The 12,205-nt window shown below is 72.1% G+C and carries 12 protein-coding genes; 5 read left to right on the forward strand and 7 right to left on the reverse strand.

All coding sequences use genetic code 11. From position 1 onward, the window contains the following. Nucleotides 1–24: 24 nt before the first annotated feature. Entirely contained in the window at nucleotides 25–243 is a 219-nt protein-coding gene (locus ACQEUU_RS28875; RefSeq protein WP_433072138.1) for a DUF2530 domain-containing protein, read from the reverse strand. 81 nt (nucleotides 244–324) lie between these two features. Between ACQEUU_RS28875 and ACQEUU_RS28880 the strand changes: the two genes are divergently transcribed. The 4 genes from ACQEUU_RS28880 (at nucleotide 325) to thpR (ending at nucleotide 4,132) form a co-directional block, all read left to right on the forward strand. Beyond that, nucleotides 325–1,767 carry an NCS2 family permease gene (locus ACQEUU_RS28880; RefSeq protein WP_433072140.1) on the forward strand — a complete coding sequence of 481 codons (1,443 nt, stop codon included), beginning with the start codon at nucleotides 325–327 and terminating at the stop codon, nucleotides 1,765–1,767. An 82-nt stretch (nucleotides 1,768–1,849) separates the two neighbouring features. Next, on the forward strand, nucleotides 1,850–2,302 hold the full coding sequence (locus tag ACQEUU_RS28885; protein ID WP_433072142.1) for a MarR family winged helix-turn-helix transcriptional regulator: 453 nt from the start codon (nucleotides 1,850–1,852) through the stop codon (nucleotides 2,300–2,302). Between the two features lie 23 nt (nucleotides 2,303–2,325). After that, on the forward strand, nucleotides 2,326–3,555 hold the full coding sequence (locus ACQEUU_RS28890; protein WP_433072143.1) for an MFS transporter: 1,230 nt from the start codon (nucleotides 2,326–2,328) through the stop codon (nucleotides 3,553–3,555). A 19-nt stretch (nucleotides 3,556–3,574) separates the two neighbouring features. Then, nucleotides 3,575–4,132 carry an RNA 2',3'-cyclic phosphodiesterase gene (gene thpR, locus ACQEUU_RS28895; protein ID WP_433072145.1) on the forward strand — a complete coding sequence of 186 codons (558 nt, stop codon included), beginning with the start codon at nucleotides 3,575–3,577 and terminating at the stop codon, nucleotides 4,130–4,132. A 100-nt stretch (nucleotides 4,133–4,232) separates the two neighbouring features. On the opposite strand, the gene ACQEUU_RS28900 is transcribed toward thpR, so the two are convergent. Continuing rightward, entirely contained in the window at nucleotides 4,233–5,201 is a 969-nt protein-coding gene (locus ACQEUU_RS28900) for an aldo/keto reductase (protein ID WP_433072147.1), read from the reverse strand. A gap of 185 nt (nucleotides 5,202–5,386) precedes the next feature. Here ACQEUU_RS28900 and ACQEUU_RS28905 point away from each other — a divergent pair, with 185 nt between their 5' ends. Next, complete coding sequence (locus ACQEUU_RS28905; protein WP_433072149.1) at nucleotides 5,387–5,572, forward strand: hypothetical protein; 186 nt, start codon at nucleotides 5,387–5,389, stop codon at nucleotides 5,570–5,572. A gap of 71 nt (nucleotides 5,573–5,643) precedes the next feature. Here ACQEUU_RS28905 and ACQEUU_RS28910 read toward each other — a convergent pair whose 3' ends face one another. From ACQEUU_RS28910 to ACQEUU_RS28930, 5 genes are all read right to left on the reverse strand, one after another. Further along, on the reverse strand, nucleotides 5,644–7,422 hold the full coding sequence (locus tag ACQEUU_RS28910; RefSeq protein ID WP_433072151.1) for a GTPase: 1,779 nt from the start codon (nucleotides 7,420–7,422) through the stop codon (nucleotides 5,644–5,646). Further along, nucleotides 7,419–9,332 (reverse strand): ABC transporter, encoded by a 1,914-nt coding sequence (locus ACQEUU_RS28915; RefSeq protein WP_433072152.1) that lies wholly within the window; start codon nucleotides 9,330–9,332, stop codon nucleotides 7,419–7,421. The genes ACQEUU_RS28910 and ACQEUU_RS28915 overlap by 4 nt, the downstream gene beginning before the upstream one ends. Nucleotides 9,333–9,341: 9 nt before the next feature. Continuing rightward, on the reverse strand, nucleotides 9,342–9,998 hold the full coding sequence (locus ACQEUU_RS28920) for a response regulator transcription factor (protein ID WP_270155127.1): 657 nt from the start codon (nucleotides 9,996–9,998) through the stop codon (nucleotides 9,342–9,344). 65 nt (nucleotides 9,999–10,063) lie between these two features. After that, complete coding sequence (locus ACQEUU_RS28925) at nucleotides 10,064–11,497, reverse strand: sensor histidine kinase (RefSeq protein ID WP_433072154.1); 1,434 nt, start codon at nucleotides 11,495–11,497, stop codon at nucleotides 10,064–10,066. Then, entirely contained in the window at nucleotides 11,497–12,189 is a 693-nt protein-coding gene (locus ACQEUU_RS28930) for a response regulator transcription factor (RefSeq protein ID WP_433072156.1), read from the reverse strand. The genes ACQEUU_RS28925 and ACQEUU_RS28930 overlap by 1 nt, the downstream gene beginning before the upstream one ends. Nucleotides 12,190–12,205 lie beyond the last annotated feature (16 nt).

Here is a 12,205-nt window from a genome sequence, read left to right on the forward strand (position 1 = left end):
GCCCCGTCGTGGCGGAGCGGGCGGTCACTGCTGGTCGTCGCCCCGGCGCTGGACGATCCACAGGCCCAGGAGGCCGAAGCCCACACCGGTGAGGCAGGTCCAGATCCACCACGAGTTCTCGGGGGCGGGGCGGAAGATCAGCAAGGTCACCAGCGCGATCGCCCACAGGGCGGTGCCCACGGCGACCGTGGCGGTGTCGTTGGTCTTGATCGGTTCGGGGTCGGGGCGCCACTGCTGCGTCACACCATTCAGCCTAGCTTCAATCGCATCTCGAAACGGTTACCAGCACTTTTGGCGTAACGTCCGTACTGTCACAGTTTCGCCGTGAGTGACTCCCGTACTGCTATAGACCGTTTCTTCTCCATCTCCGAACGCGGCTCCACCGTCTCCCGCGAGGTGCGCGGTGGCCTGGCCACGTTCTTCACCATGGCGTACATCGTGGTGCTGAACCCGATCATCATCGCCAACGGCAAGGACATCCAGGGCGAGGTGATCGGCGACGGCACCACGCCCAACGTGGCGCTGGTGGCCGCGGGCACCGCCTTCGTCGCGGGCATCCTGACCATCTTGATGGGGGTGGTGGCCAGGGTGCCGTTCGCGCTGGCCGCCGGCCTCGGCCTGAACGCCTTCGTGACCTTCAACATCGCGCCGCTGATGACCTGGGAAGAGGCCATGGGCCTGATCTTCCTGGAAGGCATCGTGATCGGCATCCTGGTGCTGACCGGCCTTCGGGTCGCGGTGTTCCGGGCCATCCCCTCCCAGCTCAAGACGGCGATCAGCGTGGGCATCGGCCTGTTCATCGCGCTGATCGGCTTCGTGGACGCGGGCTTCGTGCGCCGGGTCGCCGCGGGGCCGCCGCTGGAGATGGGCATCGCGGGCAACCTCTCCTCCTGGCCGATCTTCGTGTTCGTCGTGGGCGTGCTCGCGACCGCGGCCATGGTCGCGCGCAAGGTCAAGGGCGCCATCCTCATCGGCATCATCGGCACGACCCTCCTGGCGATCATCGTCGAGGCGGTCACCGGCTCGGGCGCCTCCTCCCAGGAGAACCCGGGCGGCTGGCAGCTCAACGTGCCCGCCTGGCCCAGCGAGGTCTTCGGGTTCAACAACCCGCTCGTGCTGTTCGCCGAGTTCGACCCGTTCGGCGCCTTCAGCTCCGCCGGCCTGCTGCTCGCGGTGCTGTTCGTGTTCACGCTGCTCATCACCGACTTCTTCGACACCATGGGCACGATCGTGGGCGTCGGCCGCCAGGCGGACCTGGTGGGGGAGGACGGCACGCTGCCGCGCACCCGTGAGATCCTGCTCGTCGACTCGCTCGGCGCCGTCGCCGGCGGCGCCGGCTCGGTCTCGTCCAACACCACCTACGTCGAGTCGGCCGCCGGCGTCGGCGAGGGCGCGCGGACCGGCCTGGCGAGCGTGGTGACCGGCCTGCTGTTCCTGGTGGCGATCTTCTTCGCGCCGCTCGTCCAGATCGTGCCGTACGAGGCGGCGGCGCCCGCCCTGGTGGTGGTCGGCTTCCTGATGATGACCGCGATCCGCGACATCGACTGGACCGACTACGAGATCGCCATCCCGGCGTTCCTCACCATCGTGCTCATGCCGTTCACGTACTCGATCTCCAACGGCATCGGCGCCGGGTTCGTCACGTACGTGCTCATCAAGGTCGTCCGCGGCAAGGTGCGGGAGATCCACCCGCTGATGTGGGCGGTCGCGGCGCTGTTCGTGCTGTACTTCGCGCTCGGCCCGATCAAGGTCATGCTGGGGCTCTGACAACCGGTACGGGCCGCCGTCCGCGAGAGCGGCGGCCCGGAAATATCCCGCGGTCGGGTATAGTTAGCAAAGGTAATGACTCATGCTAACAAGACTCCAGCTCAAGATGGATCTGCGCAGCGACGCCGGTCTGGCATCGGCGTTGCGCGTTTCGCTGGCCAGGCTCAACAGGCGGCTGCGCCGGCAGGCGGCGGCACACCCGCTGACCCCCACGCAGTTCGCGACCCTGGCCGCCGTCGAACGGCACGACGGAATATCACCGAGCGAGCTGGCCGAGCTCGAAAAGGTGCAACCGCCCTCGATGACCCGCGTGATCGCCGCGCTCGAGGAGCGCGGCCTGCTCTCGCGCAGCCCGCACCCGAGCGACCGGCGCCAGGTGACCGTGACCGTGACCGAGGCCGCCAGGGAGCTGCTGAAGGAGGAGCGGGCGCGCAAGGAGGCGTGGCTGACCCGGCAGCTGAAGGAGCTGTCGCCCGGAGAACGGGCGATTCTCCGTCAGGCGGCGCCGATTCTGGAGAAGCTCAGCAGGATCTAGAGCCCGAAGAACCCGAGACCGGGATGTTCCGGTCGCTCAAGATCCGCAACTACCGCATGTTCGCCATCGGCGGCGCGGTCTCCAACGTCGGCACCTGGCTGCAGCGCACCGCCCAGGACTGGCTGATCCTCGACCTGACCCACGGCAGCGCGGCCGCCCTCGGCACCGCGACCGCCCTGCAGTTCCTGCCGATGCTGCTGTTCGGCATGTTCGGCGGCGTGCTCGCCGACCGCTACCCGAAGCGGCCCCTGCTGATCGCCGCGCAGACCATGATGGCCGTGCTGGCCCTCGCGATCGGCGTGCTCACCATGACCGGCGCCGCCCAGGAATGGCACGTCTACGTCATGGCCTTCACCCTCGGCATGATCTCCTGCGTCGAGGTGCCGACCCGGCAGGCGTTCGTCGTCGAGATGGTCGGCAGGGACGACCTGCCCAACGCCATCGCGCTCAACAGCTCCAGCTTCAACCTGGCCCGCGTCGTCGGCCCGGCCGTCGCCGGCATGCTCATCTACCTGCTCGGCGGCACCGGCCCGCTCTTCCTGATCAACGCGCTCACCTTCGCCGCGGTGATCTCCAGCCTGGTGTTCATGCGCGCCTCCGAGCTGCACCCGTCGGACCCGGTGCCCCGGGCCAAGGGCCAGCTCCGCGAAGGGCTGGCGTACGTGATGCGGCACGAGAAGCTGCTGATGCCGATCCTGCTGATCGCCTTCGTGTCGATGTTCTCGCAGGCGTTCTCGATGTCGATCGCGCTGATGGCCCGCGAGGAGTTCCAGGCGGGGGCGAGCTCGTTCGGGCTGGCCTCCAGCATGTTCGCCGTCGGCGCGCTCGCCGGGGCGCTGCTGGCCGCCCGCCGGTCCACGATCTCCCGCAAGGTGCTGTTCACCGGGGCGATCGCGTTCGGCGTGTTCCAGGTCGCGGCCGGGCTCGCCCCGTCCTACCTGGCCTACCTGGCGCTGCTGGTGCCCGCGGGCATCGCGCTGATCACCGTCAACACCGCGGCGAACGCCGCCGTCCAGCTCGCCACCTCGCCCGAGATGCGCGGCCGGGTCATGGGCATCTACATGCTGGTCTTCGTCGGCGGCTCGCCCATCGGGGCGACCCTGGTCGGCTGGCTGTCCGAGATCGGCGGGCCCAGGGCCGGCGCCGTCTTCGCCGGGCTGTTCGTGCTGGCGGGCACCGCGATGGCCGTCCTGGTCACCAGGCTCATCACCGGGCGGGTCGCGCGGCGCCGGGCCGTGCCGGTCACCACGTGAGGCACGACACACTGGAGTCATGAGGCTCTTCGCGGCCCTGGTGCCGCCCGACGAGGTGCTCGACGAGCTCGAGCGCGCGATCGCCCCGCACGTCGGGCAGGTTCCGGGGCTGCGCTGGCCCGAACGCGCCACCTGGCACGTGACGCTGGCCTTCTTCGGCGAGGTGCCCGAACGGGCGCTGCCCGACCTGCGCGCCCGCCTGGCCCGCGCCGCCGCCCGCCACCCCGTGCCGGCCCTGGCCTTCACCGGCTTCGGCGCGTTCTCGTCCGTACGGCGCGCGCGGGTGTTCTGGGCCGGCCTGTCGGGCGACTCGATCGTCCGGCTGGCCGACTCCGTCAGGGCGGCCGGCCGCCGGGCCGGCGCCGGACACACCGACGAGAAACGCTTCCACGCCCACCTGACGCTCGCCAGGGCCAAGACCGAGACCGACCTCCGCCCGCTCGTCGAGTCGCTGGCCGGGTTCACCGGCTCGGCCTGGCGGGCGGAGACGATCCGGCTGGTCGAGAGCGAGCCCGGGCCGCGGGTGCGGTACGCCTCACTGGACGAGTGGGCGCTCGCACCCGCCGTGCCCGGCTAGGCTCCAGGCGTGGACCGTCCTCGTTCCTGGCTGCTGCCCCTGGTGCTCGGCCTCCTCATGCTCATCGTCATCATCGGCGCGCTGGTGACCTGACGCGCCGCTACCAGGCGTAGTCCTCCGGCGCGGTGCGGTGGCCCGGGAAGATCTCGTCCAGCTTGGCCAGCGCCTCGCCGTCCAGCTCGATCTCCAGGGTGCGCATGGTGCCGTCGAGCTGCTCCAGCGTGCGCGGGCCGATGATCGGCGCGGTCACCGCCGGCTGCTTCAGCAGCCAGGCCAGCCCCACGTGCGCCGGGTCCTCACCCAGGTCGTCGCAGAACTTCTCGTACCGCTCGATCTTGTCGCGGTGCCTGTCCAGCTCCTTGAGCATGCGGTCGGCGGCCGAGCGGCCCTTGTCCATCTTGCGCAGCACGCCGCCGAGCAGGCCGCCGGCCAGCGGACTCCACGGGATCACGCCCAGGCCGTAGTCCTGGCAGGCGGGCAGCACCTCCAGCTCCACCGCCCTGGTCAGCAGGTTGTAGTGGCTCTGCTCGCTCACCAGGCCGAAGAAGCCGCGCCGGGCCGCCGACTCCTGCGCCTTGGCGATGTGCCAGCCGGCGAAGTTCGACGATCCGACGTACAGGATCTTGCCCTGCTGGCGCAGCACCTCCATCGCCTCCCAGAACTCGTCGAACGGCGTGTGCCGGTCGATGTGGTGAGCCTGGTAGATGTCGATGTAGTCGGTTTGCATGCGCTTGAGCGAGGCGTCGCAGGCCCGGCGGATGTTCAGCGCCGACAGCCTCCGCTCGTTGGGCCAGTCGCCCATGTCACCGTAGAGCTTGGTCGCGATCACCGTCTTCTCGCGGCGGCCGCCTCCCTGCGCGAACCACCGGCCGAGGATGTTCTCGGTGACGCCCTCGCCCTTCTTCCAGCCGTAGACGTTGGCCGTGTCGAAGAAGTTGAGGCCCAGCTCGTGTGCCCGGTCCATGATGGCGAACGAGTCTTCTTCGGAGGTGTGCGGGCCGAAGTTCATGGTGCCCAGGCAGAGAGGGCTGACTTCGAGTCCGCTGCGTCCGAGATGCACGTAGTCCATGCTTTCCACCCTAGGTACCTGGAGTGTGCTCCAGGCCATAGGGTCGGCGCCGTGTTCTCGGGACCGCTGCGCCCATGCTGGTCACCGCGATGACCGACGCCCGCCCGGACCGCCAGGACACTTGATTCTCATGGCGCCGAGCACTGGAGTCCCGGTATTGAGGAGCCTTCGGGCTCCGGGCGGACGTGATCGCTCGACTGGGAAGCGCCGTCGCCTACCACAGCCGCGCGACGGATGACATCGACAGGAAGATCATCGAGCATGTGCGGGACTATGGCGAGGTCAATAACCGGACCATTCAGCGCCTGTTCGATGTGGACGTCTACAGGCTCGGGACATCATCCGAGACCTCGTCGGGAGAGAGCTGCTGACCCGGACGTCCGAGCAGAGGCGCGGGACGGCTGTCCGGTACGGGCCTGGGCCCGAGTTTCCCCGAGCCGGGTCAAGGCGTGGTCGTCGGCCGGCGGCCGACTGAGGCGGCCCGGGTGACGGCGTCGGCGAAGTGGGTGTAGCGGTCTCGTTCGTCCTGGACGGGCTGGAGCACGTACTCGTGGCTCACCTGGCCGATGGACTCGCGCAGCGCCCGGGAGGCCTTGCGGGCGCGGCGGCGGCCGCCCAGCCAGGCGGCCGCCCTGGACAGCAGGGCGATGAGCACTCCGGCGAGGGCGCCGCCGAGCAGCAGCACGGTCGGCCAGGGAGCCTCACCCGCGGTCGGCAGGGGCGGCTCGGGCAGGCGCAGGTAGTCCAGCGCGAACAGCCCGCCCAGCCAGAGCGCGCCCGCCAGCAGGGCCGCGAAGACCAGCCACTGCAGCGTGTTGACCACCCGCCACCAGCGGGGCCTGCGGGTGGCGCCCAGCGAGGTCCGGCCGACGGCCTTGTCCACGGCGTCGGCCAGCTCCGTGGAACGCGAGCGCGCCGCCTGCCGCACCGCCGCCGCCCACGCGCCGGGCAGCCCGGCGGCGGCGGACTCGCCGACGTCCCTGATCGCGGTGTCGACCTGCGCCCGCTGGATGGCGGACGCCTCGGGCACGGAGGTGTGGCCGATGAGCTCCCGGTCGGGAGACCTACCGGGGGCGGCCACCCCGATCCGCAGCCGGCGCAGCGGGTCGGGCCGGAACCGCCGCACCCAGCGGGTGACGGGCCAGCCGGTGGCGACCACGGCCCGGTGCCGGTGTCCCTTGGCCACGGCCTCCACCACGACGGGCACCCCGGCGGCCCGCGACAGCGCGGCCACGAGCGGCCCTTCCAGCTCCGCCGTCTCGCCGGAGACCTCCGGCAGCGACACCTGCCCGGGGGCGGGCTCGTCGTGGTGGAGCAGCGCGGGCGCGCGGGCGGGTTCGGCCGTGAGGGCGAGCGTCTTCGCGGGCGGCCCGTCAGGGGAAGGGCCGCCGTTCGCGGCGGTGCGGGGAAGGGCCGCGGAGACGGCGGCCAGATGGGTGGCGGCGGCGGTGACGTCGGCGGCCAGGCGGGCCGACCAGGACGCGCGGTCGGCCACCCGGCCGGCCAGCAGAGCGCGCAGGTCCGCCAGGCCGGCGCCGGTCCGGGCCGACACGCCGAGGATCGGCACGCCGGTGAGGCCGTCGGCGTCGAGGAGGCGGCGCAGGTCCTTCAGACAGCGGTCCACCGCGTCGGGTGGGAGGCGGTCGACCTGGTTCAGGACCACCACCATGACGTCGCGGTGTCCCGACAGCGGGCGCAGGTAGCGTTCGTGGACGGCGGCGTCGGCGTACTTCTGCGGATCCAGCACCCACACCAGCAGATCGACCAGCTCCACCAGCCGGTCCACCTCCAGCCGGTGGGACAGCCGGATCGAGTCGTGGTCGGGCAGGTCGAGCAGGACCAGGCCGTTCAGGTGGTCGCCGGCGGAGGCGGAGTGGCGGTACGGGACGTCGATCCAGTCGAGCAGCGGCCCGGCGCCCTCGCCGTCCCACAGCGCCGCCTGGGCGGCCGACGTGGTGGGCCGGGTGACGCCGACGGACGCCAGGTCCTCCCCGGCCAGGGCGTTGAACAGCGACGACTTGCCGCTGCCGGTCGCCCCGGCGAGCGCGGCCACGGTGTGCTCGACGGACAGGCGGCGCCGGGTCCCGGCCCGCTCGGCCACCGTCCGCGCGCCCGCCACGGCCTCGCCGGGCAGCCGGCCCTCGGCCAGGTCGGCCGCCTCCAGCAGCGCGGTCAGCCTGGAGTCCAGCGAGGGCCGCTCCTTGCGGCGCAGCAGCTTCACCGCCCGTCCCCTCCCTCGGGCACTCGCCTGGCGGGCGGCGACTCACCCGCGCGGGAGCCCGGCACGGGCCTGATGTCCGGGTCGGTCGGCGCTTGCGGTGACACGCCCGGCGCGGGCCGGATGCCCGGGTCCGTCGGGGCTTGCGGGGACACGCCGGGGTCGGTCGGTGCCTGAGGGGACGTGTCCGGTACGGGGAGGACGGCGGTGCGGTTCGGCGGCAGGTCCGTCCGGTGGTCGCGGATCGTGCGGGCCGCGTCCAGCAGGGCGGCGGCCGTGCCGCGCGGCGGCTCCAGCGGCTCCAGGACCGACAGGAAGCGGGCCGCCTCCTCGTCCATCAGCACGCGCACCCGCTCCCGCAGGTCCTCACGGGCGCGGGCGGTGAGGGTGCGCACCGCCTGGTCGCCGAAGATGGCCTCCAGCAGCTTCTGCGACAGCACGGTGGTGCCGCCGGCGATCCCCACCTCGATCCCGGTCAGCCCGCCCGTCGAGGCGAACACGGCCAGCATCAGCAGCAGCCCCGCCCCGTTCACCCCGAACGACGCCATCCGCGCCGTGGTCCGCCTCTCCGCGCCTTCCTGCCGTACGAGGTCGAGCACGTACTCCTGCCAGCCGCGCACCGCGGCCTCGGCCCGCTTGCCCAGGTCGGGCGCCGCGCGGCCGAGCCGGGCCGACTCCATCGCGCCGAGCCGGTCGAGCAGCCCGCCGCCGCCGGGCGCGGCGGACCAGCCTTCGAGCGCCCGCTCGGCGGCGGCGTCGGCGGAGCCCCTGATGAGCGCCTCGACCCCGCTCTCCAGCGCGTCCCGCAGCCGGGCCTCCGGCATCTGGCCGGTGAAGAAGCCGACGATCCGGTCACGCAGCCACCCGACGCGGCTCTCCAGCGAGCGCATGAAGTCGCCGGTGCCGATGAAGTCCTGCCAGCGGGCCAGCACCTCGCCGCGCAGCAGCGACCCGTCGCGCATGCCCTCGTCGAAGTCGGCCATCCCGCCCGCGTAGGCGCCGGCCACCACGTCGCGCAGCGCGCCGAACCCCGCCTCCTGCCGTTCGACCGCCCCGGCCAGGGCGGGGACGCGGGTGGCGAGGCTGTCGAGCGCGCCCGACAGCGTCTGCCGGACGACCCGGGAGCGTTCGGCGGCGTCGGCGGCGAGCCCGGAGAGCCAGGCGGTGATGGGAGCGACGGCCTCGGCGGGCAGCCGGGCCTTCTCGGAGGGCAGCGGCGCCTCGGGCACGGTGAACAGGCGGGCGCCCGCCAGCCCGTTCTCCTCCAGCAGGCGCTCCAGGTCGCGGGTGACCGGCCCGGCGGCCTCCTCCGGCACCCGGTCGAGCACGACGGCGAGCGCGGTGCTGCGCTCGCGGGCGGTGCGCAGGAAGCTCCACGGCACCTCGTCGGCGTATCGGGCGGCGGTGGTGACGAACAGCCACAGGTCGGCGGCGGCCAGCAGCTGGGCGGCCAGCTCGCGGTTGGCGGTCACCACGGAGTCGATGTCGGGCGCGTCGAGCAGCGCCAGCCCGGCGCCGAGCGCGTCGGAGGCGACGACCCGCAGCGCGCCGGGCCCTGAGCCGGTGGCGCGCGACAGGCCGGGCAGCACGTTCTGGCCCAGGTACCAGTCGCGGTCGGCCGGGTTGGCGACCAGCGTCGGCACCAGCGTGGTCGGCCGCAGCACGCCCGGCTCGGCGACGTCCTCCCCGACCAGCGAGTTGACCAGCGTGGACTTGCCCGCGCCGGTGGAGCCGCCGACGACGGCGAGCAGCGGGGCGTCGATGGCGCGCAGCCGGGGCAGCAGGTAGTCGTCGAGCTGGCCCGTCAGCTCCTTGAGTGCGCGCCGGTCGTCGGCCGCCTCGCCGATCGCCAGGGGGAACAGCTCCCGATCGAGCGAGGCGCGCAGTCGCTGGAGCGCGCTCAACAGGTCCATACCGTCAAGCTAGCCCGAGGGAGGCTCCCTTAACACGTATCCGACGCTGCGGAGCGTGTGAATGAGCCGGGGTTCCACGTCGTCGACCTTGCGCCGCAGGTACGACACGTACGACTCGACCACCCCGGCGTCGCCGCCGAAGTCGTAGTTCCACACGTGGTCGAGGATCTGCGCCTTCGACAGCACCCGGCCGGCGTTGGCCATGAAGTAGTGCAGCAGCTTGAACTCGGTCGGCGACAGCCGGACCGGCCGGCCCGCCCGCCACACCTCGCGCGCCTCCTCGTCCAGCTCCAGGTCGGCCACCTTGAGCCGGCTCGTGGGCGCGCCCTCGCCGCGGGTGCGGCGCAGCACGGCGCGGATGCGCGCCTGCACCTCCTCCAGGCTGAACGGCTTGGTCACGTAGTCGTCGCCCACCCGCAGCCCGGCGATCTTGTCTTCGGTGGCGTCGCGGGCGGTCAGGAACAGCACCGGCGCGTCGATGCGCTGGGCCACCTCGAACCCGTCGAGGTCCGGCAGCATGACGTCGAGCACCACGAGGTCGGGTCCGGCCCGCTTGGCGACCTCGACGGCCTCGTTGCCGTCGGCGGCGGTGACCACCTCGAACCCGGAGAAACGCAGGCTCGCCGAGAGCAGGTCCCTGATGCTGGGCTCGTCGTCCACCACCATGATCAGCGCCTCGGGTTTGCTCACCCTTCCAGGGTGGCCGAGCGACCTGAGGAAATCCTGAAGGCTCAATCCAAGGCCAGTGGGAGTTCCACCCGGAACGTGGCGCCCTCGCCGGGCGCGCTCCTGGCCACGACCGTGCCGCCGTGCGCCTGCACCAGCGCCTGCACGATGGCCAGGCCGAGCCCGCTGCCCCGATCTTCGCCCGAGCGGCGCCTGGACCTGGCCGAGTCGGCCCGGTAGAAGCGTTCGAAGACCCGGTCCACCTGCTCGGGGCTGAGCCCCGGCCCCTTGTCGGCCACCTCCAGGAAGACCGTGCCGTCGCCGGCGCCGACCCGCACGGTGATCGGCGTGCCCTCCTCGGTGTGGATGAGCGCGTTGGAGGTCAGGTTGCCGACGACCTGGCGCAGCCGTACCTCGTCGCCCGAGACGATGAGCGCGGCGCCGCCGACGACGTCCAGGTCGATCTGGCGGCCGGGGGCGAGGATGCGCGCCTCCTGCACCGCGTCGGCGGCCAGCGCCAGCATGTCGACCGGGCGCATCTTGAGCGGGCGGTGCTGGTCCATCTGGGCGAGCAGCAGCAGGTCGTCCACGAGCAGGCTCATCCGGGCGGCCGCGTTCTCCACGCGCTGCATCAGCTCGGCCGGGTCGGCGCCCGGGTTCTGGCGCCCGTACTCGGCGAAGCCGCGGATCGAGGTGAGCGGGGTGCGCAGCTCGTGGGAGGCGTCGGTGACGAACTGCCGCATCCGGTCCTCGGAGCGCCTGGCGGCCTCCTCGGACGCGGAGCGGGCCGCGAACGCGCTCTCGATCTGCGCCAGCATGCCGTTGAGCGCGGCGGCCAGCCGCCCGACTTCGGTACGCGGGTCGCCGTCGGGCACCCGGCGGCCCAGCTCGCCCGCGGCGATGGTGCCGGCGGTGCGCTCGATCTCGGCCAGCGGCAGCATGCTGCGCCGCACGATGGCGACGCCCACCACCGCCAGGATGAGCACGATGCCGCCGCCGCCCAGCAGTTCGATGAGGACGAGCCGCCGGGTGATCTCGTTGACCTCGGTCAGGTCCGTGGCGACCACGAACGTGCCGTGCGGGGTGGTGGTCTCCTGGACCCGCCACTCGCCCTTCCCGCTCACGGCGGGCGCGGTGTAGACGCCGGGCCCCGGCGAGTCCTCCAGCCGCGGCCGGGGCTTCTGGTCGATGTCGCGGTCCCACTGGGTGGTGGTGAGCCCGCCGGACGGGGTCCTCAGCAGCACGATCGTGTCGGACTCGAGGAGCAGCGGCTTCTCGATCACCGACTCCCGGCCGCGCGCGCGCCGCTCGGCGTCGTTGACGAGCCGTTTGTGCACCCGTACGGAGACCAGGCTGACCTGGCTGTCGACGCGGTCCAGCAGGTAGCCGTGCAGGACCGAGACGCTCACCACGCCGATGAAGGACATGCCGATGCCGAGCAGCGCGAGCATCGACGCTATGAGCTTGACCCGGAGCGGCAGCCTGTCCAGCCTGGCCATTATCCGCTCGGCGGCATTCGCAGGACGTAGCCGACGCCGCGCAGGGTGTGGATGAGCCTCGGGCTACGGTTGTCGATCTTGCGGCGGAGCACCGACACGTAGGACTCGACGATGCCGACCTCGCCCCGGAAGTCGTAGTCCCACACGTGGTCGAGGATCTGCGGCTTGGACAGCACCCGGCCGGCGTTCGTCATGAAGTAGCGCAGCAGCTTGAACTCGGTCGGCGACAGCGCGACGGCGTGGCCGCCGCGCCACACCTCGTGGCTCTCCTCGTCGAGCTCGATGTCCGCGAACGTCAGCCGGGGCGGGGGCGGCTGCGCGTCCCCGGAGGTACGGCGGAGCACCGCGTGGATCCTGGCCACGACCTCCTCCAGGCTGAAGGGCTTGGTCACGTAGTCGTCGCCGCCGATGGTCAGCCCGCGGATCTTGTCCTCGGTCTCGTCCTTGGCCGTCAGGAACACCACGGGGGTGGGCACGCCGCCGCTGCGCATCCGCCGGACGATCTCGAAGCCGTCCAGGTCGGGCAGCATGACGTCGAGCACCACGAGGTCGGGGCGTTGCCGCTGGACCGCGGCGACCGCGTCGGCTCCGCTCTTGGCGGTGGACACCTCGAAGCCCGCGAACCTCAAGCTCGCGGCGAGCAGTTCGAGGATGTTCGGGTCGTCTTCGACGATCAGCAGGCGTGCGTCCATCACCTTCAAGGATGCA

The sequence above is a fragment of the Nonomuraea sp. CA-218870 genome (assembly GCF_050936535.1).
Taxonomy (GTDB): domain Bacteria; phylum Actinomycetota; class Actinomycetes; order Streptosporangiales; family Streptosporangiaceae; genus Nonomuraea; species Nonomuraea corallina.

What these genes read in the sequence shown, in the direction of transcription:
- ACQEUU_RS28885 (WP_433072142.1), top strand. Translation starts at nt 1,850, where the DNA reads ATGCTAACAAGACTCCAGCTCAAGATGGATCTGCGCAGCGACGCCGGT.
- ACQEUU_RS28890 (WP_433072143.1), top strand. Translation starts at nt 2,326, where the DNA reads ATGTTCCGGTCGCTCAAGATCCGCAACTACCGCATGTTCGCCATCGGC.
- thpR (WP_433072145.1), top strand. Translation starts at nt 3,575, where the DNA reads ATGAGGCTCTTCGCGGCCCTGGTGCCGCCCGACGAGGTGCTCGACGAG.
- ACQEUU_RS28900 (WP_433072147.1), bottom strand. Translation starts at nt 5,201, where the DNA reads ATGGACTACGTGCATCTCGGACGCAGCGGACTCGAAGTCAGCCCTCTC.
- ACQEUU_RS28915 (WP_433072152.1), bottom strand. Translation starts at nt 9,332, where the DNA reads ATGGACCTGTTGAGCGCGCTCCAGCGACTGCGCGCCTCGCTCGATCGG.
- ACQEUU_RS28920 (WP_270155127.1), bottom strand. Translation starts at nt 9,998, where the DNA reads ATGGTGGTGGACGACGAGCCCAGCATCAGGGACCTGCTCTCGGCGAGC.
- ACQEUU_RS28925 (WP_433072154.1), bottom strand. Translation starts at nt 11,497, where the DNA reads ATGGCCAGGCTGGACAGGCTGCCGCTCCGGGTCAAGCTCATAGCGTCG.
- ACQEUU_RS28930 (WP_433072156.1), bottom strand. Translation starts at nt 12,189, where the DNA reads ATGGACGCACGCCTGCTGATCGTCGAAGACGACCCGAACATCCTCGAA.